Raw genomic sequence first — 24,147 nt, 5'->3', positions numbered from 1 at the left:
ATTATCCTTGTGATTGAAAGACGAAGTGGCCGGCTGCCAGCCAGGCGCTGTCGCTCTGCGGGGTATGCACCCGGCCGCAGAGCACATTGCGGTAGTGGCGTTCCAGCGGGTTTTGTCGGCTGAGGCCATGATTGCCGGTCAGCTCGAGCGCGATATTCACCGCCTGAATGGCGTTGTCGGTGATAGTGACTTTCGCCAGGTTGGCCTCAATGGCGGAAAAGCGCAGCGCAGCGGCCTGCTCCAGCAGGCTGCGGTTAACCAACAGCAGTTCGGCGATCTGCCCGACCTTCTCCTGCACCCGCGGCAGGCGGGAAAGCGGATGGCCGAGACCCGCGGGCACCCGCCCCGCCAGCCACCTCACCAGCCAGTCGTGAGCGGCGCGGGCGATGCTGTCATAGATCGCCGCCAGCAATGCCGTCTGTCGGTTGGCGAACAGGCGCAACGGTTCCGCCTGAGCGGCGGGTGGCGCATCGACCGGCCAGACATCCACCGCATGCTCTGCCGCCACCCGCACGTGGCGAAAAATCACCTCATGGCTGCCGGTAGCCCGCATCCCGGCGTGATCCCAGCTTTTCACCACGCTAATCCCCGGGCTGTCGCCAGGCACCAGCCAGGTGCCCACCCGCGGCGGGTTCTCATCGCTTCTCGCCCAAACCGCCAGCCAGCGCAGCCCTTCAATGCCGGTGGTATAGATTTTATGGCCGTTGATGTCCCAGCCGTCCGCGCGGCGGCTCGCCACGGTGTCCGGCAGGCCGCCGCGCGCCGGGGAGCCCAGATCCGGCTCAACGCGCAGACTGTTGATCAGGCCGCCGTGTTCGACGGCATCATGAAAAACCTGCTGGCGCAGCGGCGCGTGCCAGGCGTCGTTTTCCGCCAGCCGCAAATGGTGCAGATACTGCATGCAGACGATCAGCGCCGTCGCCGGCTCACCCCAGGCGATGGCGGCGATGGCCTGCTGCAGCTGGGCCAGGCTGGCGCCCGCGCCGCCGTAAGCACGCGGCACGGCGAGGCTTAACCAGCCCCCCGCGCGCAGAAGGTCGATATTGCGCCAGGGAAAGTCGCCGCTGGCGTCAAGACTGGCCGCCTGCTCCGCCATCTGTTGGCGTACCGCCGTCAGCTGCTGCGCCCAGTCGTCGCGCTCAGGATGGATCACGATGCGCGCTCCGCCACCGCACGCCGCGCGGCTTTTTCACGAGCGATCGGCAGCAGCGCCCGGCCGTAGTCTGCCGCATCGTTCAGCGGGTCGAATCCGCGGATCAGGAAGTTGCGCACCCCGAGGTCGTAGTAGTCGAGCAGCGCATCGGCCACCTGCTCCGGGGTGCCTACCAGCGCGGTGGAGTTATGCCCGCCGCCCACCAGCTGGGCGATGCCGGTCCACAGGCGTTTGTCCACCACTCTGCCCTGCGCGGCGGTGGCCCGCAGCCGCTGGGCGCCGATGCTGTCCGGTTTGGCCTTGAACCCGCCCCCGCGCTGCGCCGCCTGCTCGGTGGCGACGTGCAGGATATGCTCGGCTTTCTCCCAGGCCTCGGCTTCGCTGTCGGCGATAATCGGCCGGAACGAGACGCTGAAGCCAATATCACGCTGGTGTTTCGCCGCTTCGGCGCGCACGCGCTGGATGGTCTCGCCGGTTTGCGCCAGCGACTCGCCCCACAGGGCGAAGACGTCAGCGTGTTTGCCGGCGACAGCGATGGCCGCTTCCGACGAACCGCCGAAGTAGATGGGAAGATGCGGCTTTTGCAGCGGACGAATGGCTGACCAGGCCTGTTCGGCCTGATAAAAATCGTTGTGAATATCTACCGGCTGCTCACTGGTCCACACCTGGCGTACGACGTCAAGGAAGGCGTCGGTGCGGGCATAGCGCTGGTCGTGATCGAGGTAATCGCCGTCCCGGCGCTGCTCGGCGTCATTGCCGCCGCTGATGATATGCACCGCCAGCCGGCCCCCCAGCAGATGCTCAAGGGTGGCGAATTTGCGCGCGGCAAGGGTCGGTGATACAAAACCGGGGCGATGGGCCAGCAGGTACTGAATTTTCTGCGTCGACAGTCCGGCCAGGGCGGTCACCAGAAAGCCGTCGGGTTGATCGGACCAGTGACCCACCAGCAGGCGATCGAACCCGGCGGCTTCATGGGTTTGCGCAAAGCGAACGATATAGTCGCGGTCAAAGATCGGCCCCACCGGGGCAATCGTTTCGGAAGAGAGGCGATGGCCAATCATGCCGAGAAACTGAATGCTCATGAACAACTCCTTGCGTCAGGGTAATGGAGTGGCCGCGACGGCGGCGCTGGTCATTACCCTATACAGGGTGTGTTAATGAACAAAATGCATTTTTATCATATCTTAATATGCAAGACTGGCATTAAACAAAAATACATAGTGCTTTCAGTCGGATACTCTCAGCTGCTGCACCACTTTGCTGGCGAAAAAGGTCAGCGGCGACTGCAAGTTTGCCAGATACCGGGCGTGGATCAGCCACAGCGACACCGCAGGCTGAAAGTCGCTGAGGTTGACGACCTCGAGCTCGTCACGCCACGGGCTGGCCGCCAGCGCCGCCCGCGGCACCAGCCCCAGTCCCTGCGCCACCAGCGCCATCTGCAGCTGGGCGCCCGCGCTCTCAACGTTAAGCTTCAGGCGCAGACCCTGGCTTTGCAGCTCGCGGATGAGCCCGGCGCGTAGTCCACAGCCGTCGGGGTTAAGGATCCAGCCCTGTTCGACGCACTCCCGCAGCGACGACGCCCGCAGATTCAGACGCCGGGCGGCAATCGGCACCACCTCCAGGGGACACAGCAGCCGCCCGCTGTAGCCCTCGGCGAAGGTCTGCTGGGCGGGGCCCATCGCCAGCATGCCGTCCAGTTCGCCGTTTTCCAACCGGCGCTGCAGCTCTCCGCTCCAGCCGCAGGCGACCTGCGGGGACAGTGCGGGAAACTGCTGGCTCAGCGCCGCCAGCGCCGCCGGCAGCGCGATCTCGCTGATACTCTGCGGTACGCCGAGACGCAGCGCGCCGCGCGGCTCGCCTTCCGGATCCAACAGGCTGTAGAGCTTTTTCGTCTCGCGCTTAATGCTCAGGCACTGCTCGTACACCCGCTGACCGGCGGCGGTCAGGGTCAGCGGGCGGGTCTGACGCGCCAACAGCGTGACGTTCAGCTCCTGCTCCAGACGCTGCAGGCGCCGGGTGATAGCCGACTGGGTGATCCCCAGATAGTCCGCCGCCTGATTGAGGGAAGAAAACTGCACCGTGGCCAGCAGAGCGTCAATATCGTCGATGCGCATAGGATCCTTATGTGTAATTTGCATATTAATATATGCGTAAATTGCATTTAAATAATATTAACGTCTCTGTTAGCGTTTTGACCAGTCCCTCTGACAGGAACCGCACATGACTGGACCACGACTGGAAAAATTACGCCATTTTATTCATGAGGTTGATCGCCTGCACCGTGAACACCACCAGACCGCGCCGCTGCTTGACGCCGTGGCCCAACGGCTGGCGGCGCTGGTACGTCACGACGACTGGCTGCCGGAAGAGTACACCCTGCCGCACCCGCACCATTACCAGCAGTATCTGCTGCATGCCGACTCCGGGGAGCGCTTCTCGATCGTCAGCTTCGTCTGGGGGCCGGGACAGGCGACGCCGATCCATGACCACCGGGTATGGGGGGCCATTGGTATGCTGCGCGGCGCGGAGGAGAATCAACGCTACCAGTTGGATGCAGACGGCATACCGCGGCCGCTGGGCGCCGCCACGCTCCTGCAGGCAGGTCAGGTGGAGAAAGTCTCCGTTGACGATGGCGATATTCATCGCGTCAGCAATGCGCTGGCGGACCGCGTCTCCATCAGCATTCATGTTTACGGCGGCAACATCGGCGCGGTGAAGCGCGCGGTGTATACCCCGGAAGGCCAGCAAAAACCGTTTATCTCCGGCTACGCCAACCGCCATGTGCCCAACATCTGGGATCCCTCCCGCGAACACCAAGGATAACCATTATGTCCACTTACGCTTACCGACAGGCCGCCGGGATCCGCCAGGCGCTGCTCGACAGTCGTGAACTGGCGCTCATCGACGTCCGTGAAGAGGCCGATTTCGCCACCGCTCATCCGCTGTTTGCCGTCAATCTGCCGCTCAGCAAACTGGAGCTGGAGGTGCGCCGGCGGATACCGCGCTTCACCACCCCGATCACCGTCTACGACAATGGCGAAGGGCTGGCGGAGATCGCCGTCGAACGACTGCGGACCTGGGGCTATCAGGATGTGGCCCTGCTGGCCGAGGGTCTCGCCGGCTGGCGCCGCAGCGGCGGCGAGCTGTTTCAGGACGTCAACTCCGCCAGTAAAGCCTTTGGCGAGCTGGTGGAAAGCGTGCGTCACACGCCGTCGCTCAGCGCCCGGGAGGTTCAGGCGCTCATCGACAGCCGACAGGAGGTGGTGATCGTCGACGCCCGGCGCTTCGACGAGTACCAGACCATGAGCATCCCCGGCAGCATCAGCGTGCCCGGCGGCGAGCTGGCCCTGCGGGTGGAGAGCCTGACGCCCTCCCCGCAAACGCCGGTGATCGTCAACTGCGCCGGACGCACCCGCAGCATCATCGGCACCCAGTCGCTGATCAACGCCGGCGTGCCGAACCCGGTCCATGCCCTGCGCAATGGCACTATCGGCTGGACGCTGGCCGGCCAGACGCTGGCGCACCAGCAGCAGCGGCAATACGATCCCTCCGCCCGCGCCTCTGGCGCCCGGGCCGCCGAGGTGGCGCATCTCGCCGAACGGGCCGGGGTGGCGGTCATTGATGAGGCGACCCTGCAACGCTGGCTGCAGCAGAGCGACCGCACCACCTTCCTGTTTGATGTGCGCAGCCCTGAGGAGTACGCGGCGGGCCACTATCCTGGCTGCCTGAGCGCGCCAGGCGGCCAGCTGGTGCAGGAGACCGATCACTTCGCCAGCGTACGAGGGGCGCGAATCGTGCTGCTGGATGACGATGGCGTCCGGGCGGCGATAACCGGCTCGTGGCTGGCGCAGATGGGCTGGGAGACGGCGCGGCTGAACGCCCTGTCGGCCAGCCAGCTGAGCGAGCGCGGGGTACCAGCCGCCGAAGTGCCCCCCGCCCCGCAGGCGGAGGAGATAAGCCCGGCGCAGCTGGCGCAACAGCTGGACGACCCCGGTACGGTGGTGCTCGATTTCACCACCAGCGCCAACTTTGTCGCCCGCCATATCCCCGGCGCGTGGTGGCTGACGCGCTCGCAGCTGCGCCAGGCCCTGGAAGCGATCCCTCCCGCTCAACGTTACGTGGTGACCTGCGGCAGCAGCCTGCTGGCCCGCTACGCGGTGCCCGAGGTGGCGGCCTTAACCGGTAAGCCGGTACAGGTATTGCGCGGCGGGACGCTGGCGTGGATCGCCGCTGGTCTGCCGCTAGCCCATGGCGACGCCGGCCTCGCTGTCGAGCGCCGGGATCGCTATCGCCGACCCTATGAAGGGACCGATAATTCCGCAGAGGCCATGCAGGCCTATCTGGAGTGGGAGTACGGCCTGGTGGATCAGCTGGCCCGCGACGGTACCCACGGTTTTCGGGTGATCTAACGCCAGCGCGACTCAGGCCTCACGCATGATCCACGAGTACTGAAAGCTCTTCGGCGCCGGAAAATGGGTCCGGCGCCGGTAGGAGCCCAGCGACTGCGGCGTGCAATAGGTGCAGCTCCCCAGCCATTCAACGCTCGTTGACGCCACCCCCGCCTCTGCGAAGATCGCCTCAGCGAAAGCGCGCAGATCAAACCACAGATTATCGCTGCCGCGCGCCTCGGCTTTGAGCGGATCGCTGACCGGGCCAGAACGGGAATGGAACAGCCGCTGGCGGTGCCGGGCCACCCGGTCACCGCCGGGCTGGTCCAGCAGTTGCTGATAAAATCCGGCGGAGACTTCGTAACAGCAAGGGTGAATATGCGGCCCCACGGCGATGACCAGATCGGCCAGCGCCGCCCCCTGCTGGCGAAAAGTCGCCAGACTGTTGTCGACAATGCCGCTGGCCAGCCCCTGCCAGCCGGCATGCACGCTGCAGATGAAGCGACCGTCGCGCGAGGCGATCAGTATCGGCAGGCAGTCGGCGGTTACCACCCCCACCTTTTGCCCGGCGACGGCGGTAAACACCGCGTCGGCATGCGGGCGCGTCGGCAGCGGCTGCTGATAATGATGAACCTCATTGCCATGGACCAGCTTCACCGGCGCCATTTCGGCATAGGGAAAGGCGGCGGTTTCGTGGACATCGAGAAACGCGTGGCGGATGCCAGGGATAGCGTCGAGCAAGCGGGAGCGGTAAGCCATAGAGACGATAAGCGACAGAGAATGATGTCTTACCTTAGGCCAGGGCACGCGCAGAGGCAAGGCGGCGGCCCGGCATTTTTTCGCCGGACCGCCGGACAGGCTTCAGACAATGGCCGCGCGCTGCTGGCGATGCATCAGCCAGAACACCGCCACGCCGGCCAGCACAATGCCCGGCGCTGAGGCCGCCATCACCCCGACGGTGCCGGTGCCGAGGGCCAGCATCTTGCCGGCCAGCAGCGGACCGCTCATCGCCCCGAGCCGTCCTACCGCCACGGCGGTGCCGACCCCGGTGGCGCGGATCGCCGCGGGATAGAAGAGCGGCGCCAGCGCGTAGAGCACGCTCTGGCCGCCGGTGGCGAACAGCCCGGCGACAAACCCCGCCAGCAGCATCCCGCTCAGCGACGACGCGCTGCCCAGCGCCAGCAGCGATGCCAGAATGCCACTGTATATCAGCAGCGACATGCGCAGCGGAGTAAGCTTATCCATCAGCGCCCCCAGCAGCAGGGTGCCGCAGGCGGCGCCGATCTGCAGAGAGAACATCACCCCCGCCGCCTGGCTGGCGCTGAATCCCTGGCCTACCAGCAGCATCGGCAGCCAGTTGATCAGCATATAGACCACCAGCAGAGTGAAGAAATAGCCCAGCCACAGCAGCAGCGTGGGGGCGGCATGCCCCGGGGCAAACAGAGTGCGCAGCGGCACGCTGGTCTCCACGCGTTGAAACGCCTGCGATTCCGGCAGCCAGCGCATCAGCAGCGGGATCAGCAGCAGCGGAACCACGCCGCCAATCCAGAAGATGGTCTGCCAGGCCGCGGCAAGGCCAGAGAACCCCAGCGCCGCCGCCAGCGCGGCGCCAATGGGCACCCCGCAGTACATCAGGCTCACCGCCCGGCCGCGAAAACGCGGGCCAGCGGCTTCCGAGGTTAAGGCAATCAGGTTCGGCAATGCCGCCCCCAGCCCGAGGCCGGTGAGCAGGCGCGCCAGCAGCAGCGTCGGGAAGCTCCAGGCCACCGCGGTGGCCAGCGAGAACAGGCCAAACAGCAGCACCGAGCCCAGCAGGATGCGTTTGCGCCCGTGGCGGTCCGCCAGCATGCCGCCCACCAGCGCGCCGGGCAGCAGGCCGAGGATCCCGGCGCTGAAGATCCAGCCCATCTGCATTTTATCCAGCGCGAAGGCCTGCGCCATGCCGACGGCGGCGATCCCCGCCGCCTGCAGATCCAGCCCCTCCATCAGGGCCACCATAAAACAGAGCCCGATGGTGACCACCAGGCGCGATGAGTTTGCGGTCGTTATCTTGGTCATAGGGTACCTTTGCGATAGCCGGACAAACGGAGCAGGTGATGGGCGGCTGATGCATGGTCAGCCGCCCGTAGTTATTTTTGGTGGTTAAGCAGATCCAGCGCGACGTCGACGATCATATCCTCCTGGCCGCCGACCATCCGCCGTTTGCCCAGCTCGACGAGAATATCCACCGCGCTGAGGCCATAGCGCGCCGCCGCCGCTTCGCTGTGGCGCAGGAAGCTGGAGTAGACCCCGGCGTAGCCCAGCGCCAGCGTTTCGCGGTCGACGCGCACCGGGCGGTCCTGCAGCGGCCGCACCAGCTCGTCGGCGGCATTCATCAGCGCGTAGAGGTCGGTGCCATGCCGCCAGCCGAGCTTGTCGGCGGCGGCAATAAACACCTCCAGCGGCGCATTGCCCGCCCCCGCCCCCATCCCGGCCAGGCTGGCGTCGATCCGGTCGCAGCCCTCTTCCACCGCGGCGATAGAGTTAGCCACCCCGAGGCTCAGGTTATGGTGGGCATGCATCCCGGTGGCGGTCTCCGGCTTCAGCACCGCCTTCAGCGCGCGGAAGCGATCGCGAATGTCGTTCATGTTCATCGCCCCGCCGGAATCCACCACGTAGATGCAGGTCGCCCCATAGGATTCCATCTTCAGCGCTTGCTGCGCCAGCGCCTGCGGGGAGATCATATGGCTCATCATCAGAAAACCGACGGTGTCCATCCCCAGCTCGCGGGCAAAGGCAATATGCTGCGCCGCGACGTCCGCTTCGCTGCAGTGGGTGGCGACCCGCACCACCCGCGCCCCGGCCTGATATGCGGCTTTCAGGTCGTGCAGGGTGCCGATGCCCGGCAGCAGCAAGGTGGCGATTTTCGCCTGGCTGACCGCCTCCGCCGCCGCTTCAATCCAGGCGATATCGCTGTGGGCGCCAAAGCCGTAGTTGAAGCTCGATCCCTGTAGCCCATCGCCGTGGGCGACTTCGATGGAGTCCACCCCCGCCTTATCCAGCGCGCCGGCAATCTGCTGCACCTGCGCCAGGGAATACTGGTGACGAATCGCATGCATACCATCGCGCAGCGTCACATCCGAAATGTAGAGTTTTTTACCGTTCATGCTGTCGCTCCCGCCGCGCTGTTCATTGCCCCGGCCATTTTCTCCGCCGTCGCCAGCGCCGCCGAGGTCATAATATCGAGGTTGCCGGCGTACGCCGGCAGATAGTGCGCCACCCCTTCAACTTCGAGGTAAACCGCGGTTTTCAGTCCGGAAAAACGGCCCACGCCGGGCAGGTTGACCGGATTATCCTCGGGGATAACCTCAAACTGCACCTGCTGCTTCAGCCGGTAGCCAGGCACGTAAGCCTGCACCGCCGCCGCCATCTCGGCGATCGAGGCGGCAATCGCCTCCTGGGACGCCATCTCGCTCAACACATACACGGTATCGCGCATCATCAGCGGCGGCTCCGCCGGGTTCAGCACGATAATCGCCTTGCCCTTGCCCGCGCCGCCGACCTTTTCAATCGCCTGCGAGGTGGTTTCAGTGAATTCGTCAATATTCGCTCGCGTCCCCGGCCCGGCGGATTGACTGGCGATGGAGGCCACGATCTCCGCGTAATGCACCTTCGCCACCCGCGAGACCGCGGCGACCATCGGGATGGTGGCCTGCCCGCCGCAGGTCACCATATTGACGTTGCCCTGGTGGAGATTGGCCTCAAGGTTGACCACCGGCACGCAGTAGGGGCCAATCGCCGCCGGCGTCAGGTCGATGACGCGGATCCCTGGCTTCGCTTCGCGCAGCGCGGCATCGTTTTTGACGTGCGCGCCGGCGCTGGTGGCGTCGAAGACAAAGTCGATATCGGCAAACTCCGCCATCTGCATCAGGCCGCCCACCCCTTCGTGGGTGGTCGCGACGCCCATGCGCCGGGCGCGGGCCAGGCCATCCGACTGCGGATCAATGCCGACCATCACCGCCATCTCCAGTTGCTGGCCGTGGCGCAGAATTTTAATCATTAAATCGGTGCCGATATTCCCGGAGCCGATAATGGCGACTTTACGTTTACGCATCACGATGTCCTTCTCCGGCGGCGACGAAGCGTGCCGCGACTGAGCCAATACCTTCAATATGGGCGACAAAGCTGTCCCCCTCGTTAATCACCACCATCGGGCCTAACGCCCCGGTCAGCACGATATCCCCCGCCCGCAGCGGTTCGCCGAGGCTGGCCATCTTGCGCGCCAGCCACACCGCGGCGTTCAGCGGATGCCCCAGGCACTCGCTGCCCCGGCCGCTGGAGACCAGCTCCTGGTTGCGGGTCATCTGCATGGCGCACGCTTTCAGATCCAAACCCGCCGGTCGCTGCGCCGGGCCGCCGATGACGTACAGGCCGCAGGAGGCGTTATCGGCGACGGTGTCGACAAAGCCGATTGACCAGTCGCGAATGCGGCTGCCCACCACCTCCAGCGCCGGCAGCACCCATTCGATGGCGTTATACAGCTCATCAAAAGTGGTATCGGCATGGGGCAGATCATGTTTCAGCACCAGGGCGATCTCGGCCTCCACCTTGGGCTGCAGCACGCGGCCAAACGGCACATCGGCGTTGTCGCCGTAGCACATGTCGGCAAACAGGGTGCCGAAATCCGGCTGGTTGACCCCCAGCTGCTGCTGCACTTTGGGATGGGTCAGGCCCACCTTGCGGCCCACCACCCGTCGGCCATGGGCCACGTGGTGCTGCACGTTCAGGCGCTGGATAGCGTAGGCGGCGTCGGCGTTGTCGACGCCGAGGATATCGCGCAGCGGGGCGATCGCCTGGCCGGTTCGTTCGGCGTCGCGCAACTGTTGCGCCAGCGCGTCAAGAGAAATAGTCATCATCACTCCTTAAGCCCGTGCGAGGAAATTGAGCACCAACTGATTAAAACTGTCGGCATGTTCCCACTGCGCCCAGTGGCCGCAGTCGCGGTAAATATGCAGCTCAGAGCCGGCGATCCCGGCGAGCAGGCGTAGTCCGGCGTCCATCGGCACGAAGCGGTCATTGCGTCCCCAGACGATGAGAGTTTGCGCAGCGATCTCGCCGAGCCGCGGGCCAAAGTCAGGGAATTGTTTCGGGTTGGCTTCGAGGCTCTTGACGAAGTTGTCCAGATGGTCGCGGCGCGACAGCATATTGTTCAGCCGCGCCTCGAACAGCGCGTCGGTGAGGTCACGGGTGTCGAAGACGAAAATGCTCATCATCTTCTTCAGGTTTTCAATGGTCGGCTCGCGGTACAGGGCGTTCAGCAGTTTGATGCCTTCCGTCGGCATCGGCGTGAACAGGCTCATGCCGCCGGTTCCCCCGCCCATCAGCACCAGCTTCGTCACCCGCTCCGGCCAGCTCAGGGTGAAGGCCACCGCGCTGTGACCGCCCATCGAGTTGCCCAGCAGATGGACTTTATCGATCCCCAGCTGATCGACCACGCTTTTCAAAATGCGGGCGTTGAGATCCGAACGCGAACCGCTGTTGACGATCGAATCGCTCTTCCCCCACCCCGGACAGTCCAGGAGCAGCACGCGATAGCCCGCCTCGACCAGCGGGTCAATGTTGCGGCTGAAGTTGGCCCAGCCGGTGGCCCCCGGCCCGGAGCCGTGCAGCATCACCACGGTCTCTTCCCCGTCGCCGCAGTCATTGATATGGATGCGCAGCGTGCGGCCTTCCTCGTCGACGTTGAGGAATCGGCTGGTGGCGTCTTCGGTTTGCGGTTGATAGCTCATGTTAGTCTCCCGGTTAATCAAATCTCGGTGGTGGCGCTCAGCGAGCCGAATCCGGCGATCCACTCGGGGATCGGCCGGTAATAGCGGCCTTCGCTGCGCCAGCGGCCAAAAGCGGATAGCGCGGCAAAGGCGGCCACCCAGGTCTTAATTTCGTGCGTCGATTTGCCGGCCATCGCCGACAGCTCGTCGTTGCCGATCGCGTCCAGTTCGCTCAGCCGCCCCTGCTCCAGCAGGCTCATAAAGCGGTTGTCCCAGACCGGGTTGAGGGGATGGAGCGAGCGCTGGTCTTCGGTAAACCGTCGGGCGGCGCTGATCACCCGCTGCTGGCGCAGCTCGCGTTCGTCCGGCGGCAGCTGTTTGCCGCTGCCGAGCAGGCGGTCGCGCAGATGGGCGTCCGCCTTCGCCAGCTCCGGCACCGGCGGCTGGTGCGAAAGCCCGCCAGAGCCGAGGATCAGCACCCGCTTATTGAGGGTGTTGAGGAAGCGGCCCATCGCCTCGCCCAGCAGCCGGGTGCGTTGAAAGCCCGGCAGCGGCGCGGCGACGCCGTTAATAAACACCGGCAGCACCGGCAGGCGATCCAGCCCACCCAGCAAAAACTCCAGCGGCTGGGCGAAGCCATGGTCCACCTGCATGTTGTACGACACCGCCAGGTCGATACCGCTGTTGATCACGGCGTGGGCGCAGGCTTCCGCCAGCTCGGTGGGCACCGGCAGGTCGCCGGCGGCGCTGGCGAAGTCGCCGATGGCGGTGGCGCCGACGCCCAGGCAGAACGGCGGCATCACGTCATAGAAAAAACCGTTGTAGTGATCGGGGGCGAAGAGCACCACCAGCTCGGGATCGAATTCAGCGATCCGCCGCCGGGCGTCGGCAATCACCCCGTTCACCTCATCGAGGACCGCCTGCTCCGGGTCAACGAATCCCACCAGCGGGGTGTGCGACAGGCAGTGTAAATAGGCATGCATATCAGGCCACCTTCTCTTCAGCGTGGCCGGTATCCCCGGCCGCAAGGGTCATTTTTTCCGCCAGGGCGGTCAGCTGCGCGCCGAGGGTTTGCGGGATAGCGAGAGCGGCGACAAAGCGGTCCGGCCTGACCACGGCGATGGCTGTGTTATGTTGCGCAAACCAGCTCTTCAGACGGTTTTGCTTATCCCCCACCCGCAGCGTGCCCGGGGCGTTATCCTGCTCGCGATGGATCTGCACCTCCGGCACGACCTGGATAAAGCGCACCCCTATCGCGCGCCAGCGGGCGATCTGCCCGGCGTCGAGCCCCCACTGCGGGTTGCAGCCCCAGCCGATAATGGCGAAATTCGCTCCGATAACCTCATCGAGCAGGAGACTCTCGCCGTTCTCCAGCGTCACCTGCGGTTGAATAAACATTTTGCCCACCGGCGAGGCTTTGCCTGCGCCGTCGGTCAGCAGCGCCCCTTCGCGATACTGCGGCATCGGCTTAAAGCGCATTTCGAGGAAGTAACGTTTCACCGGCGGCAGGTAGTTCAGCAGCCAGGAGAGGCCATCGCGCGCCGCGCCCTGCCAGCGCTTCGGCGGCGCCAGCACGTGACCGGCGGTGACCGACAGGTCAATCATCGCCTTCGCGTGGTCGCGACGCTCCTGCTGGTAGCTGTCAAGCAGCGCCTCTCCCGCTTTGCCGTTGACCACCAGCGCCAGCTTCCACGCCAGGTTGAAGGCGTCACGCATGCCGCTGTTGTATCCCTGGCCCTGCCAGACCGGCATGATGTGCGCGGCGTCGCCGGCCAGCAGCACCCGGTCAATGCGAAAGCGCTCGGCAAGGCGCGCGTTATGGGTGTAGACCCGCTGGCGGATCAGCTCGACGCGATCCGGGTCCGGCAGCACTTTGCTCAGCAGACGGCGCATATTGTGCGGCTCGCTGAGCTGGGCTTCGGTTTCCCCGGGCATCACCATAAATTCAAAGCGGCGCACGCCGTGGGGCAGCGCGGCGGAAACGTAGGGCCGCACCGGGTCGCAGCACAGGTAGACGTGCGGGGTGGCCAGCGGATCGTTGGCGATATCGATGACGATCCACTGGTTCGGCGCGGTCTTGCCTTCGAAAGGGACGTTCAGCGTGCGGCGAATAAAGCTGGCGCCGCCGTCGCAGGCCACCAGCCAGTCAGCGCGCACTGTCTCCCGCTCGCCGTCCGGTCCTTTGATATTTAACGTGACACTGTCACTGCTCTGGCTAAAGGCTTCCACCTCGCGGGAGAAGAGGCAACGGACCTGCGGGAAACGCTGCAGGCCGTGATACATCACCGCATCCACCTGCGGCTGAATAAAGGCATTGCGCCGCGACCAGCCAAACTCATCGGTCATCGGCTGGATGTCGGCAAAGCAGCGGCCCTTCGGGGTCAGAAAGCGCATGGCGTGCCACGGCGTGGTGTGCGGCAGCACGTCATCCACCAGCCCCACCGCCTGCATCGCCCGCAGCGATTCATCGTCAATACCGATGGCCCGCGGGTAATCGATCAGTTTGTCGAGCTTTTCCACCAGCAGCACGCTGATGCCCATCTGGCCAAGGTAGTTGGCCATCATCAGGCCTACCGGACCGGCGCCGGCAATGGCGACCTGGGCGGTATGCTGCACGGCGGGTTGAATATCGGGTGTAGATGTTGTCATTCTTAGCGACCTCACGACTCGGAAACTGCCCGGCTGACAGGCAATTTGTTAATCATGTGTAAACGTATTTTTATAATGGGCTGAGTATAGGGCGGGTGTTTTCGGCTACAATCAAAACATCGCTGAATGTGCACCAGGTGCACATCGCTGTTTATAAAGGATTTTAAGGAAGGATTTATGCGTGATGATGGGGCCACTGAGTACAAAACGGTGCGCGGATTAAGCCGGGGTTTATTGTTATTAAAATTGTTAAATAAATTCGACGGCGGCGCGACGCCCGGCCTGCTGGCGGAGTTTAGCGGCCTGCATCGCACCACCGTGCGCCGGCTGCTGGAGACGCTGCAGGAGGAAGGTTTTGTCCGCCGCAGCCGCTCCGATGACAGCTTTCGTCTGACCATTAACGTCCGCCAGCTGAGCGACGGATTTCGTGACGAACATTGGATTTCTGCCCTCGCCACGCCGCTGCTCGGGGAACTGCTGCGCGAGGTCCAGTGGCCGACGGATATCACCACCCTCGACGTCGACGCCATGGTGGTGCGCGAAACCACCCACCGCTTCAGTCGGCTGTCGTTTCACCGGGCGATGGTCGGACGGCGACTGCCGCTGCTGCTCACCGCCTCCGGTCTGACGTGGCTGGCCTTTGCCCCCGACGCGGAGCGCGACGCCATTCTCAGCATGCTGGCCGCCCGTCCGGAAGCGGAGTATCAGCTGGCTCGCGAACCGGAACGGCTGGCGGCGATCCTCGCCCGCACCCGCCAGAACGGCTATGGCGAAAATTTCCGCGGCTGGCGGCAGGAGGGGAAAATCGCCTCTATCGCCGTGCCGGTCTGCAGCCAGCAGCGGGTCATCGGCTGCCTCAACCTGGTCTATATCGCCAGCGCCATGACCATTGAGCAGGCGGCGCAGAAACATCTCTCCGCGCTGCAGAGGGTGGCGGGCCAGATAGAAGCCCGCATGGAGGATGAAGAAGTGTGGTACGAAATGCCCTGAACGTCCGCTGGCGTGTGAGAAACCGCCTGCAGATAACGTGATGATAAACCCGGCCACACTGCGCGGTGCGGCCGGATGGGCGTCGCGTCAGTAGCGAATTTCCGCCAGCGCCCGCAGCTGTTCGGGGGTGGCTACCGGCAGGTCGAAAAAGCGCAGATAGGCAGGGATCATTTCAAACAGCATGTCGGTCCCGCGCTGGATGTGGCACTGTCGCGCCTGGGCGGCTCTCAGCAGCGGAGTATACTCCTGGGTCATCACCACCTCCCCCACCCAGGTGCCTGGCGCCAGACGGTCTACGTCCAGCGGCAGCGGATCGCTGACCTTCATCCCCAGCGGCGTGGCGTTGACCACCAGCTCGTGTCCGGCAGGATCGTGCTGCATCAGAGTGATATCGAGCTGTGGATAGTGCTGATGCAGCCGTCCAGCGAGAGCGTGCGCCACCTCGGGACGGGTATCGTACAGGGTCAGGGCGCTGACCCCTGCAGCCGCAAGGGAGGCGGCGATAGCCGACCCCACCCCGCCGCTGCCGACCACCAGCGCCCGCGTCCCCTCAGGCTGAAATCCCTTACGGCGCAGGCCCAGCACAAAGCCGTCGCCATCGAACATGTCCCCGGAGAGGCTACCGTCCGCCTCGCGACGGATGGCGTTGCAGGCGCCGGCGATAGCCGCCGTCGGGCTCAGGCGTTGCACCAGATCGCAGGTGGCGATTTTATGCGGCATCGTCACCAGCGCGCCGATGATATTGGTCATCGTAAACAGCGGCGGAATAAACGCTGCATAGTCCTCCGGCCTGACGCCCATTGGCACCACCTTCACGTCCACCTGCTGGTCGACAAACCACGGGTTGTAGATCATCGGCGCCTTAAAACTGGCGGTCGGATAGCCAAGATGCGCTATCAGCCGCGTATTCCCACTAATCACCATGCCTTGCTCCTTTGCTTACTGCGATAACTCGATACGTTTGACGTCGCCGAGGATAAACAGATAGGCCGCCACGCCCAGCAGCGCGGCGCCGCCGATGTAGATCAACGCGTAGAAGAAATTGCCGAACCCGGCGACGATAAAGCCGATCACCAGCGGGGTGAGGATCCCCGCGAGGTTGGCGCAAAAGTTGAACAGGCCGCCGGTGAGCCCGCCCAGCCCCTTCGGGGCGATGTCGGAGATCAGCGTCCAGCCGAGGCCCACCATCCCCTGGCCAAAAAAGGCAAACGACATCACCAGGATCACCGCCAGGTCGCTCTGCAGCCAGTTGGCGGAGATGATGCAGCTGGCCATCAGCAGGCCGGCGACGATCGGCAGCTTACGCCCCAGATTGGCCGACCCGGTGGCTTTAAGCAGCTTGTCGGAGATCCAGCCGCCAAACATCACCCCGCCGGCGGCGGCGACAAACGGCAGGATGGAAAAGAAACCGACCTTCAGCCACGGCATATGGCGTTCGGTGGCCAGCCAGGTGGGAAACCAGGTGAGAAAGAACACCAGCACCGTATTGCCGGCAAACTGGCCGATACTGGCGCCGATGATCTGACGTTTGCTCAGCAGCTGGCGGACCAGCGGCCAGCTGAACGCCACCTGCTGGTCGGCTGGGGCGCTCAGGCCGCCGCCGTTTTCGATATGCTCGCGCTCCTGCTGGCTGAGACGAGGGTCTTCATGCGGTTCGCGATAGCAGCGCCACCACACCAGGGCGAACAGAATGCCGACCACGCCGACGCTGACGAACAGCACCCGCCAGCCGAAGCCGTCCATGATCCAGAACAGCAGCGGGGCAAAGCAGGCCAGCCCGAGGTATTCCCCCACGGTGTACACCGCCGTGGCCTTCGCGCGCTCCTGCTGCGGGAACCAGGCGCTGACCACCCGGCTGTTCACCGGAAAGCACGGCGCTTCGCTGACGCCAAGCCCGAAACGGCACAGCAGCAGCGTCTTCAGCCCCACCGCCATGCCGTGGAACAGGGTAAACAGCGACCACAGGGTCAGCGACAGAAAATAGGTCACTTTGTTGCCAAAACGGTCGAGAAACAGCCCGCCGGGGATCTGCGCCAGAGCGTAGGTCCAGGCGAAAGCGGAGAAGAGGATCCCCATGAGCGCAGGGTCGATCCCCAGCTCACCGGTCAGCTTTGGGGCGGCGATCCCCAGCACGGTGCGATCGAGGTAGTTGATCATGGTGCCGATGGCCAGCAGCGCAAGAATGCCGATGCGCCGCCGGGAGCGGCGCGCGGTGACGGCTGGCTGGGCGGCGGCCGTCGGGTTAGGGCTATATGAGCTCATAGTCGGTTCCTGTCTCGGGTACAGAGGGTGTTGTTATTGTGTTTCAGGCATAATGAACCATTTGATTCAGGCTAACAATACTGCATCGCCGCCAGACGGACGGCCGCATTCGTCGCGCCATAGAGCGCGTAGCCTGCCCGTCGTTCGGTTAATTCAAAGAAGAAGCGCCCGGCGATGAAGGGCCGGGTATACAGATGCAGGAACGCTCCGCCCTGCGGATCGCGGTCGTAGAGGAGCTGCCGCCGCTGGAGCTGCCCGACGTCCAGCTCGCCGCCAAAGCGCGCCAGCAGATCGTCATAGTAATTGGCCGGGATCGGCAGCGCATGATCGGCAACCGCGGCGAGCTGGTCGCAGGTGGCCGGCAGATCGCGGCAGGCAAAGGCGGCATGCTGCAGCCCCGCCCCCTGGTAGCAGGCGACCGAGCGGGCGATCTGCGTCGCCCGGCTCTGGGAGATATTCAGCGCCAGGCGGATCTCCCCCTGCGGGCTGCGCACCACCAGACTACGCACCAGCCCATAGGGATCCGGCAGCGTCTGCTCATGTTCGAGCGTAAAACCAAACACCGTGCGGAAGAACATCACCCAGTTGTCGCGGCTGTCGGCTTCCATCCCCAGCGCCAGATGGTCGATGCCGAGGTAATCTTCGCGCACCGTCACGCCATCGCGCAGGAGAAAGTCGCGCTCGTAGATCGCCTCCCCGGCATCGATGAGATAGACCAGGCTGCCGTCAGGGGCGCAGATCGCCGGGATCGGCGTTTCGTTCGGCCCGGCGTCGCCCTGCCAGGTGGCATACCCCAGCGCGCGGGCGCGAGCGACAATCGGCGCACTGCTGTCGACCCGCAGCGCCATCGCGCAGAGCGATACCCCGTGGCGTTGATAAAAGTGATCGGCCCAGCTGTGCGACTGATGGTTTATCACGATCCGCGCCCCGCCGTTGCGCCACAGCGTGACCTGTTTGGAGCGGTGGCTTCCCTCGTGCTGAAAACCCAGCGCCTGCAGGTGCTGCCCCAGGCGCTGCGCCTCGGCGACGCTGGCGGCGAATTCGATAAACTCCAGCCCATGACAGACCGGCGGTGGCGGCGGTGAAAACAGATCGGCATCGCACGCCGGGAGCCGGCGACGAGTCTGCTCCTCCAGCCACAGCAGCGAACGATAGCCATCTTTGGCCGTCGCGCCGTTCGGCGAGGCGCGAAAACCGTCATTAAAGATCTCCAGCGACCAGGGGCCGCGATAGCCGCAGCGGGTGATCTGCTCGGCAAACGCCTCCAGCGGCAGCTCCCCCTGCCCGGGGAAGCAGCGGAAATGGCGACTCCACTCCAGGAGATCCATTTTCATATACGGCGCATCGGCGAGCTGAACGAAGGTGATTTTCTCCACCGGCACCGATGGCAGCGCGTCGAGGGTGTCGCCCCGGGCCAGGATATGGAAGCTGTCGAGCACCAGGCCCAGCGCCGGGCTGTCCACCCGCTGCACCCGCTCCCAGGCCTGCTGCCAGCGGTTCACATGGGTTCCCCAGGCCAGCGCCTCATAGCCGATAGCGATCCCCTCCTCTTCCGCCAGCGTGGCCAGCGCCCGCAGGTCCGCCACCTGCAGTTCGCTATCCGCCGAGCAGTCCGGCTGCACATTGCTGCACAGCAGCAGCGTGTCGCAGCCCAGCTCGCGCATCAGCGCAAATTTGCGTCTGGCGCGGGCCATATTGGCCGCAAACTGCGCCCGGCTGGCGCCTTCAAAATCGCGAAAGGGTTGAAAAAGCGTGATTTTTAACCCTAAATCGGCGGCCAGCTGGCGGATTTCCGCCGGCGTCCCCGTATAATAGAGCAAATCGTTCTCGAAAATTTCCACACCCTGATACCCCGCCGCCGCAATAGCGTGCAGCTTCTCTGGCAGGGTGCCGGAAATCGAAACGGTGGCGATAGAGCGCAGCATAAGGTCCTCGGGTCAACAGCTGACGTGAGCCTTGAATATGTATCATTTGGTTCATTTTCGCCATACCAGGTTGCTAAATTGTGATCATTATGTGTATTTTTTGTCACCCAAGAAAAAGGAGTTGCCATGACCGCCGTTGCTCATGATGAAGCACAATCTCTGAAGGAGCGGATCTTCAGCGCCGCTATCGCCGTCTTTGCCGAACACGGGCTGTCAGGCGCCCGCATGGAGCAGATCGCCACCGAGGCGCAGACCACCAAGCGCATGGTGGTCTACTACTTCAAAAGCAAAGAGCAGCTCTATCAGGAGGTGCTGCAGCATGTGTATGCGCGGATCCGCGAAACCGAGCAGCAGCTGGGGCTGGAGAATGTGCCGCCGGTAGAGGCGCTGGTGCGGCTGGTGCGCTGGAGCGTGCGCTATCACGCCACCCACGCGGACTATATGCGGGTGATTTGCATGGAGAACATGCAGCGCGGCAAGTGGCTGAAGACCTCGGGAGAGCTGAAGCCGCTGAATCGTACCGCCCTGTCGATTCTGGAAGACATTTTGCAGCGCGGCCAGCAGCAGGGGGTCTTTCAGGCGGGGCTGGAAGCGCGCGATGTGCACCGGTTAATCAGCAGCTTTAGCTTTTATCAGGTGTCGAATTTCTACACCTTCAGCAGTCTGTACCTTGACGATCCGCTGCCCGCCATTGACGATGAAGCGATGGTGGCCCACCACTGCGACATTGCCGTCCGGGCGGTGGTCCGCTTCGTGATTTCCTGACCCGCCGGCGAAAGGCGTCAGTGTCCGGAGAGGGCGTGAATGACCTTCGCCATTGCCTCCTCGGTGAGGGGTGAACGCTGGATTTTGCTGTTCGCCAGCGAGGTGCGCAGCACGCCGGCGATGACAATGTGTTTCGGCTCCTGGCCAAGGTCACGCATCTCCAGCACCACTTTGCCCACCACGCGGCACATTTCCTGGTACAGCTCGTCGTCTTTCGCTTTATTTCCCATTGAGTCTGGCTCGCATTTTCTCATTATCAATCAAATCATTATTGATAGATTTTTCCGGCAACGCAAATCATCCTCCCGTTACCGGGTCAATGGCGCATTTTACCGCTTAATGACGGGAAAAAATTCCCTTTCCGCCGCCCCTTTTCATCCCGCCTGATGAAAAAATGTGTTGCATAGTTTTATGCATAACGTGCCGGTTTTGTTACGCGTTTTGTCCATAATTTGAAACGAGGTTTTTATTTTCCTTTTTGATTTCGCCAGCGTATAATGCGCTTCGATTCTTTCTTGAATGGTTTCAGCGCATTGGACTGCATGATAAAACGCATAACACCTTGCCACATTTCATGGGCTGAACCGCCAGCACACATTCTTCTGCACGCTTCGGGGTTGTCACCTATCCTTAGGGCGTGGCTTAGCAACTTTCGTAATACAGGTTTGGCTCCCCGGCAGTGCGCCCGCGGAGCGAGAATTCCATATCCTTCACAACTTAAAGACTAAAACTGTCATGAAAAAGACCAAAATTGTTTGCACCATCGGTCCGAAAACCGAATCTGAAGAGATGCTGACCAAAATGCTGGAAGCCGGCATGAACGTGATGCGTCTGAACTTCTCCCACGGTGACTATGCGGAACACGGTCAGCGCATCCAGAACCTGCGCAATGTGATGAGCAAAACCGGTAAGAAAGCCGCTATTCTGCTGGACACCAAAGGACCGGAAATTCGTACCATCAAGCTGGAAGGCGGCAACGACGTCTCCCTGAAAGCGGGCCAGACTTTCACCTTCACCACCGATAAATCGGTCATCGGCAACAACGAAATCGTTGCGGTAACCTATGAAGGCTTCACCTCTGACCTGAGCGTCGGCAACACCGTTCTGGTGGACGATGGCCTGATCGGCATGGAAGTGACCGCTATCGAAGGTAACAAAGTTATCTGTAAAGTGCTGAACAACGGCGACCTTGGCGAGAACAAAGGCGTGAACCTGCCGGGCGTCTCTATCGCCCTGCCGGCGCTGGCGGAAAAAGACAAACAGGACCTGATCTTCGGTTGCGAACAGGGCGTGGACTTCGTCGCGGCCTCCTTCATCCGTAAGCGTTCCGACGTCGTCGAGATCCGTGAGCACCTGAAAGCCCACGGCGGCGAAAACATCCAGATCATCTCCAAAATCGAAAACCAGGAAGGCCTGAACAACTTCGACGAAATCCTCGAAGCCTCTGACGGCATCATGGTTGCTCGTGGCGACATGGGCGTTGAGATCCCGGTTGAAGAAGTTATCTTCGCGCAGAAAATGATCATCGAAAAATGTATCCGCGCGCGCAAAGTGGTTATCACCGCGACCCAGATGCTGGACTCCATGATCAAAAACCCGCGTCCGACCCGCGCTGAAGCCGGCGACGTGGCCAACGCCATCCTCGACGGCACCGATGCGGTAATGCTGTCCGGCGAATCGGCGAAAGGTAAATACCCGCTGGAAGCGGTCACCATCATGGCGACCATCTGCGAACGTACCGACCGCGTCATGACCAGCCGTCTGGATTTCAACAACGACAACCGTAAACTGCGCATCACCGAAGCGGTGTGCCGCGGCGCGGTAGAAACCGCTGAGAAACTGGAAGCGCCGCTGATCGTGGTCGCCACCCAGGGCGGTAAATCCGCACGCGCTGTGCGCAAATACTTCCCGGATGCCACCATCCTGGCGCTGACCACCAACGAAACCACTGCTCGCCAGCTGGTGCTGAGCAAGGGCGTTGTGCCGCAGCTGGTGGAAGAGATTGCCTCTACGGATGATTTCTATCACCTGGGTAAAGATCTGGCGCTGAAGAGCGGCCTCGCGCGCAAAGGCGACGTGGTGGTGATGGTCTCTGGCGCATTAGTCCCGAGCGGCACCACTAATACCGCTTCCGTGCACGTGCTGTAATAATTTACAGGTTAATTGGTTTTTTTTTAATAAAGCGCCTCTCGGGGCGCTTTTTTTTTATTCATCGACTAGCTCTTCCTATTAAAAATGCAAATCGGAATTTACTATTTAATAAGAGATTATCTAAGATGAATCCGATGGAAGCGCGCTGTTTTCACTCGCCTTTTTCAGCGATTTTGACCAATTCGATGCTTCTTTGAGCGAACGATCAAAAATAAGTGCGTTCAGGTAAAAAAAATATTCTCATCCCAAAAAAGTTTGTGTAATACTTGTAACGCTACATGGAGATTAACTCAATCTAGAGGGTATTAATAATGAATCGTACTAAACTGGTACTGGGCGCGGTAATCCTGGGTTCTACTCTGCTGGCTGGTTGCTCCAGCAATGCTAAAATCGATCAGCTGTCTTCTGACGTTCAGACTCTGAACGCTAAAGTTGACCAGCTGAGCAACGACGTGAACGCAATGCGTTCCGACGTTCAGGCTGCTAAAGACGACGCAGCTCGCGCTAACCAGCGTCTGGACAACCAGGCTCACTCTTACCGTAAGTAAGAGTTCTGGTAATAAAAATGGCGCACTCTGTGCGCCATTTTTTTTGCCCTCGCGCTGAGGGCTACTGGGTGAGCAGGCCGTTGTCAGACGAACTGTTCTGCGCCGACAGCGACGTCGCCGCGCTACCCGCCCCCGTCGATACCACCACCGGATAGCCCGCCCTTCTCGACATCGCTTTTTTCAGCTGCAGGTCATCCACCGCTTTATCCTCAGCGAAGGCGTGAAACGCCGCTGGCAGCGTGTAAGCGATGGTCCGGGTGTTTTCCCCTTCCGTCTGCGACAGCGGCCTGTGGACCTCTACGTAACGTTTACCATCCGGCTCGACGGCAAACTTCACCGGCTGATTGATGATCCGCACCGGCGTCCCGGTTTTCACCTGACTGAACAGCGCCTTGATGTCATCGGCGTTCATCCGCATACAGCCCGAGCTGACGCGCAGCCCAACGCTGTCCGGCGCGTTAGTCCCGTGGATGAGATATTCGCCGTTACCGTAGGCCAGACGCAGCGCATAGCGGCCCAGCGGGTTATTCGGCCCGGCCGGCACCACCGCCGGGAGCGTCACCCCTTTCTCCAGCGAGCGCGCGCGGATGCCGGCGGTGGGTGTCCAGGTCGGGTTAGGGATCTTCTGCCCGACGCGGGTGGTCATCTCCGGCGTTTCCAGCCCTAACTGGCCGATGCCCAGGGGATAAACCTGGACCTGATTCTCTCCCGGCGGGAAGTAGTACAGCCGCAGCTCCGCGAGGTTGACGACAATCCCCTCCCGCGGCACGTCGGGCAGCAGCATCTGAGAAGGGATCAGCACCTGGGTCCCGGGCTTCGGCTGCACCGGCGCGATGGTATCGTTGGCTTCAAGGATCAGCATCGCCGCGGTATCGAAATGGCGGGCAATCGCCTGCAGGTTGCGATCGCTCTCCTGAACCGTCCAGTACTGGTTCTGGCCAATCAGCCGGCTGTTGGCCGGAGGCAGCGGGTAATCGACGGCCCAGGCGGCCGGGGTGGCGCCAAGGGCGCCGAGAAGGGCTAAAGCGATCATCGTTTTGCGTTTCATACTGAGATTCCTTCTTTCGCTGATAAAACGCCAGGAGACTGAACGGCGGCAGGGGCAGCGCCCTGCCGGACGTAACAGAATGAAATCTACCTGTTTATTCTAGCTAATATTTGCGGCTTTCGCGCGTATCGCGCGGATCATGGCTTCGAGGCCCTGCGAGCGGGAGGGGGTAAGATGCTGGGTGAGGGCCATTTTTTCAAACCACGGGCGGACGTCGAACTCGGTGATGTCCTGGGCGGTCATCCGGTCATAAAGGATAAACACCACCGCAATCAGCCCTTTGACAATCGCCGCATCGCTGTCGCCGCGCAGGGTGACAACGCCGGAAGGATCCTGCGCCATCACGATCCACACCTGGCTTTGACAGCCCTGAATAATGTTCTGCGGGCTGTGCTCCTCGGCGCTCAGCGGCGGCAGCCGCTGGCCCAGCTCAATGATATAGAGATACTTCTCTTCCCAGTTGGCGCAACGGCTAAAATTGCGCAACAGTTTGTCTTTGTCCGGTAATGCCGCCATCGTCA

The 24,147-nt window shown here is 62.6% G+C and carries 23 protein-coding genes and 1 pseudogene; 6 read left to right on the top strand and 18 right to left on the bottom strand.

All coding sequences use genetic code 11. The annotated features are described in order from the left end of the window. Position 1 precedes the first annotated feature (1 nt). The 3 genes and pseudogenes from K5R89_RS06030 to K5R89_RS06020 form a co-directional block, all read right to left on the bottom strand. The gene (locus K5R89_RS06030) at positions 2 to 1,153 is read right to left on the bottom strand and encodes an acyl-CoA dehydrogenase family protein (RefSeq protein ID WP_048335944.1); all 1,152 of its coding nucleotides are present in this window, start codon (positions 1,151 to 1,153) and stop codon (positions 2 to 4) included. After that, positions 1,140 to 2,235, bottom strand: a pseudogene (locus K5R89_RS06025) (LLM class flavin-dependent oxidoreductase). Before K5R89_RS06025 ends, K5R89_RS06030 begins: the two are co-directional and overlap by 14 nt. Positions 2,236 to 2,379: 144 nt before the next feature. Further along, positions 2,380 to 3,267, bottom strand: a complete 888-nt coding sequence (locus tag K5R89_RS06020; RefSeq protein WP_217259231.1) for a LysR family transcriptional regulator — start codon at positions 3,265 to 3,267, stop codon at positions 2,380 to 2,382. Between the two features lie 106 nt (positions 3,268 to 3,373). Here K5R89_RS06020 and K5R89_RS06015 point away from each other — a divergent pair, with 106 nt between their 5' ends. Beyond that, positions 3,374 to 3,976, top strand: coding sequence for a cysteine dioxygenase (locus tag K5R89_RS06015; protein WP_032453221.1), 603 nt, complete (start codon positions 3,374 to 3,376; stop codon positions 3,974 to 3,976). A gap of 5 nt (positions 3,977 to 3,981) precedes the next feature. Continuing rightward, positions 3,982 to 5,562, top strand: a complete 1,581-nt coding sequence (locus tag K5R89_RS06010; RefSeq protein ID WP_217259230.1) for a rhodanese homology domain-containing protein — start codon at positions 3,982 to 3,984, stop codon at positions 5,560 to 5,562. 12 nt (positions 5,563 to 5,574) lie between these two features. On the opposite strand, the gene K5R89_RS06005 is transcribed toward K5R89_RS06010, so the two are convergent. The 8 genes from K5R89_RS06005 to K5R89_RS05970 all read right to left on the bottom strand — a co-directional run bounded on the left by K5R89_RS06005 (position 5,575) and on the right by K5R89_RS05970 (position 13,937). Continuing rightward, the gene (locus tag K5R89_RS06005; RefSeq protein WP_217259229.1) at positions 5,575 to 6,300 is read right to left on the bottom strand and encodes a polyphenol oxidase family protein; all 726 of its coding nucleotides are present in this window, start codon (positions 6,298 to 6,300) and stop codon (positions 5,575 to 5,577) included. 102 nt (positions 6,301 to 6,402) lie between these two features. Next, positions 6,403 to 7,599 carry a 3-(3-hydroxy-phenyl)propionate transporter MhpT gene (gene mhpT, locus K5R89_RS06000; protein ID WP_217220003.1) on the bottom strand — a complete coding sequence of 399 codons (1,197 nt, stop codon included), beginning with the start codon at positions 7,597 to 7,599 and terminating at the stop codon, positions 6,403 to 6,405. A gap of 71 nt (positions 7,600 to 7,670) precedes the next feature. Next, positions 7,671 to 8,687, bottom strand: coding sequence for a 4-hydroxy-2-oxovalerate aldolase (mhpE, locus tag K5R89_RS05995; RefSeq protein WP_217220005.1), 1,017 nt, complete (start codon positions 8,685 to 8,687; stop codon positions 7,671 to 7,673). Then, complete coding sequence (gene mhpF, locus K5R89_RS05990) at positions 8,684 to 9,634, bottom strand: acetaldehyde dehydrogenase (RefSeq protein ID WP_217259228.1); 951 nt, start codon at positions 9,632 to 9,634, stop codon at positions 8,684 to 8,686. Before mhpF ends, mhpE begins: the two co-directional genes overlap by 4 nt. Further along, entirely contained in the window at positions 9,627 to 10,433 is an 807-nt protein-coding gene (gene mhpD / locus K5R89_RS05985) for a 2-keto-4-pentenoate hydratase (protein WP_217259227.1), read from the bottom strand. Before mhpD ends, mhpF begins: the two co-directional genes overlap by 8 nt. A 9-nt stretch (positions 10,434 to 10,442) precedes the next feature. Further along, positions 10,443 to 11,309 carry a 2-hydroxy-6-oxonona-2,4-dienedioate hydrolase gene (mhpC, locus tag K5R89_RS05980; RefSeq protein ID WP_217259226.1) on the bottom strand — a complete coding sequence of 289 codons (867 nt, stop codon included), beginning with the start codon at positions 11,307 to 11,309 and terminating at the stop codon, positions 10,443 to 10,445. 17 nt (positions 11,310 to 11,326) lie between these two features. Next, on the bottom strand, positions 11,327 to 12,271 hold the full coding sequence (gene mhpB / locus K5R89_RS05975) for a 2,3-dihydroxyphenylpropionate/2,3-dihydroxicinnamic acid 1,2-dioxygenase (RefSeq protein ID WP_023290064.1): 945 nt from the start codon (positions 12,269 to 12,271) through the stop codon (positions 11,327 to 11,329). Between the two features lies 1 nt (position 12,272). Further along, positions 12,273 to 13,937 carry a bifunctional 3-(3-hydroxy-phenyl)propionate/3-hydroxycinnamic acid hydroxylase gene (locus K5R89_RS05970; RefSeq protein ID WP_072419993.1) on the bottom strand — a complete coding sequence of 555 codons (1,665 nt, stop codon included), beginning with the start codon at positions 13,935 to 13,937 and terminating at the stop codon, positions 12,273 to 12,275. A 177-nt stretch (positions 13,938 to 14,114) separates the two neighbouring features. On the opposite strand from K5R89_RS05970, the gene K5R89_RS05965 reads away from it, so the two are divergent. Then, positions 14,115 to 14,927, top strand: a complete 813-nt coding sequence (locus tag K5R89_RS05965) for a DNA-binding transcriptional regulator (protein ID WP_217259225.1) — start codon at positions 14,115 to 14,117, stop codon at positions 14,925 to 14,927. An 87-nt stretch (positions 14,928 to 15,014) separates the two neighbouring features. On the opposite strand, the gene K5R89_RS05960 is transcribed toward K5R89_RS05965, so the two are convergent. The 3 genes from K5R89_RS05960 to K5R89_RS05950 form a co-directional block, all read right to left on the bottom strand. After that, on the bottom strand, positions 15,015 to 15,851 hold the full coding sequence (locus tag K5R89_RS05960) for a shikimate dehydrogenase (RefSeq protein WP_032453232.1): 837 nt from the start codon (positions 15,849 to 15,851) through the stop codon (positions 15,015 to 15,017). Positions 15,852 to 15,866: 15 nt separating this feature from the next. Continuing rightward, positions 15,867 to 17,189, bottom strand: a complete 1,323-nt coding sequence (locus K5R89_RS05955) for an MFS transporter (protein WP_023290068.1) — start codon at positions 17,187 to 17,189, stop codon at positions 15,867 to 15,869. Positions 17,190 to 17,260: 71 nt separating this feature from the next. Then, on the bottom strand, positions 17,261 to 19,114 hold the full coding sequence (locus K5R89_RS05950) for a bifunctional sugar phosphate isomerase/epimerase/4-hydroxyphenylpyruvate dioxygenase family protein (protein WP_087827105.1): 1,854 nt from the start codon (positions 19,112 to 19,114) through the stop codon (positions 17,261 to 17,263). 126 nt (positions 19,115 to 19,240) lie between these two features. Here K5R89_RS05950 and K5R89_RS05945 point away from each other — a divergent pair, with 126 nt between their 5' ends. Beyond that, on the top strand, positions 19,241 to 19,879 hold the full coding sequence (locus tag K5R89_RS05945; protein WP_023290070.1) for a TetR/AcrR family transcriptional regulator: 639 nt from the start codon (positions 19,241 to 19,243) through the stop codon (positions 19,877 to 19,879). Positions 19,880 to 19,896: 17 nt separating this feature from the next. Here the strand turns inward: K5R89_RS05945 and fumD are convergent, their stop codons facing one another. After that, positions 19,897 to 20,109 carry a fumarate hydratase FumD gene (fumD, locus tag K5R89_RS05940; RefSeq protein WP_004203074.1) on the bottom strand — a complete coding sequence of 71 codons (213 nt, stop codon included), beginning with the start codon at positions 20,107 to 20,109 and terminating at the stop codon, positions 19,897 to 19,899. Between the two features lie 236 nt (positions 20,110 to 20,345). Then, positions 20,346 to 20,477 (bottom strand): hypothetical protein, encoded by a 132-nt coding sequence (locus K5R89_RS05935; protein WP_032428887.1) that lies wholly within the window; start codon positions 20,475 to 20,477, stop codon positions 20,346 to 20,348. A 137-nt stretch (positions 20,478 to 20,614) separates the two neighbouring features. Here K5R89_RS05935 and pykF point away from each other — a divergent pair, with 137 nt between their 5' ends. Continuing rightward, positions 20,615 to 22,027, top strand: coding sequence for a pyruvate kinase PykF (gene pykF, locus K5R89_RS05930; RefSeq protein ID WP_087827106.1), 1,413 nt, complete (start codon positions 20,615 to 20,617; stop codon positions 22,025 to 22,027). A 314-nt stretch (positions 22,028 to 22,341) separates the two neighbouring features. Next, positions 22,342 to 22,578 carry a major outer membrane lipoprotein gene (locus tag K5R89_RS05925; protein ID WP_002908860.1) on the top strand — a complete coding sequence of 79 codons (237 nt, stop codon included), beginning with the start codon at positions 22,342 to 22,344 and terminating at the stop codon, positions 22,576 to 22,578. A gap of 61 nt (positions 22,579 to 22,639) precedes the next feature. Here K5R89_RS05925 and K5R89_RS05920 read toward each other — a convergent pair whose 3' ends face one another. Together K5R89_RS05920 and sufE are read right to left on the bottom strand one after the other, a co-directional pair. Next, positions 22,640 to 23,626 carry a L,D-transpeptidase family protein gene (locus K5R89_RS05920; RefSeq protein WP_023290072.1) on the bottom strand — a complete coding sequence of 329 codons (987 nt, stop codon included), beginning with the start codon at positions 23,624 to 23,626 and terminating at the stop codon, positions 22,640 to 22,642. Between the two features lie 99 nt (positions 23,627 to 23,725). Next, positions 23,726 to 24,142, bottom strand: coding sequence for a cysteine desulfuration protein SufE (gene sufE, locus K5R89_RS05915; RefSeq protein ID WP_023290073.1), 417 nt, complete (start codon positions 24,140 to 24,142; stop codon positions 23,726 to 23,728). Positions 24,143 to 24,147 lie beyond the last annotated feature (5 nt).

The sequence above is a fragment of the Klebsiella sp. TF21-TM genome, assembly GCF_019753495.1.
In the GTDB taxonomy this organism is placed as follows: domain Bacteria; phylum Pseudomonadota; class Gammaproteobacteria; order Enterobacterales; family Enterobacteriaceae; genus Klebsiella; species Klebsiella quasipneumoniae.
This window is presented reverse-complemented; position numbering and strand designations above follow the sequence as displayed.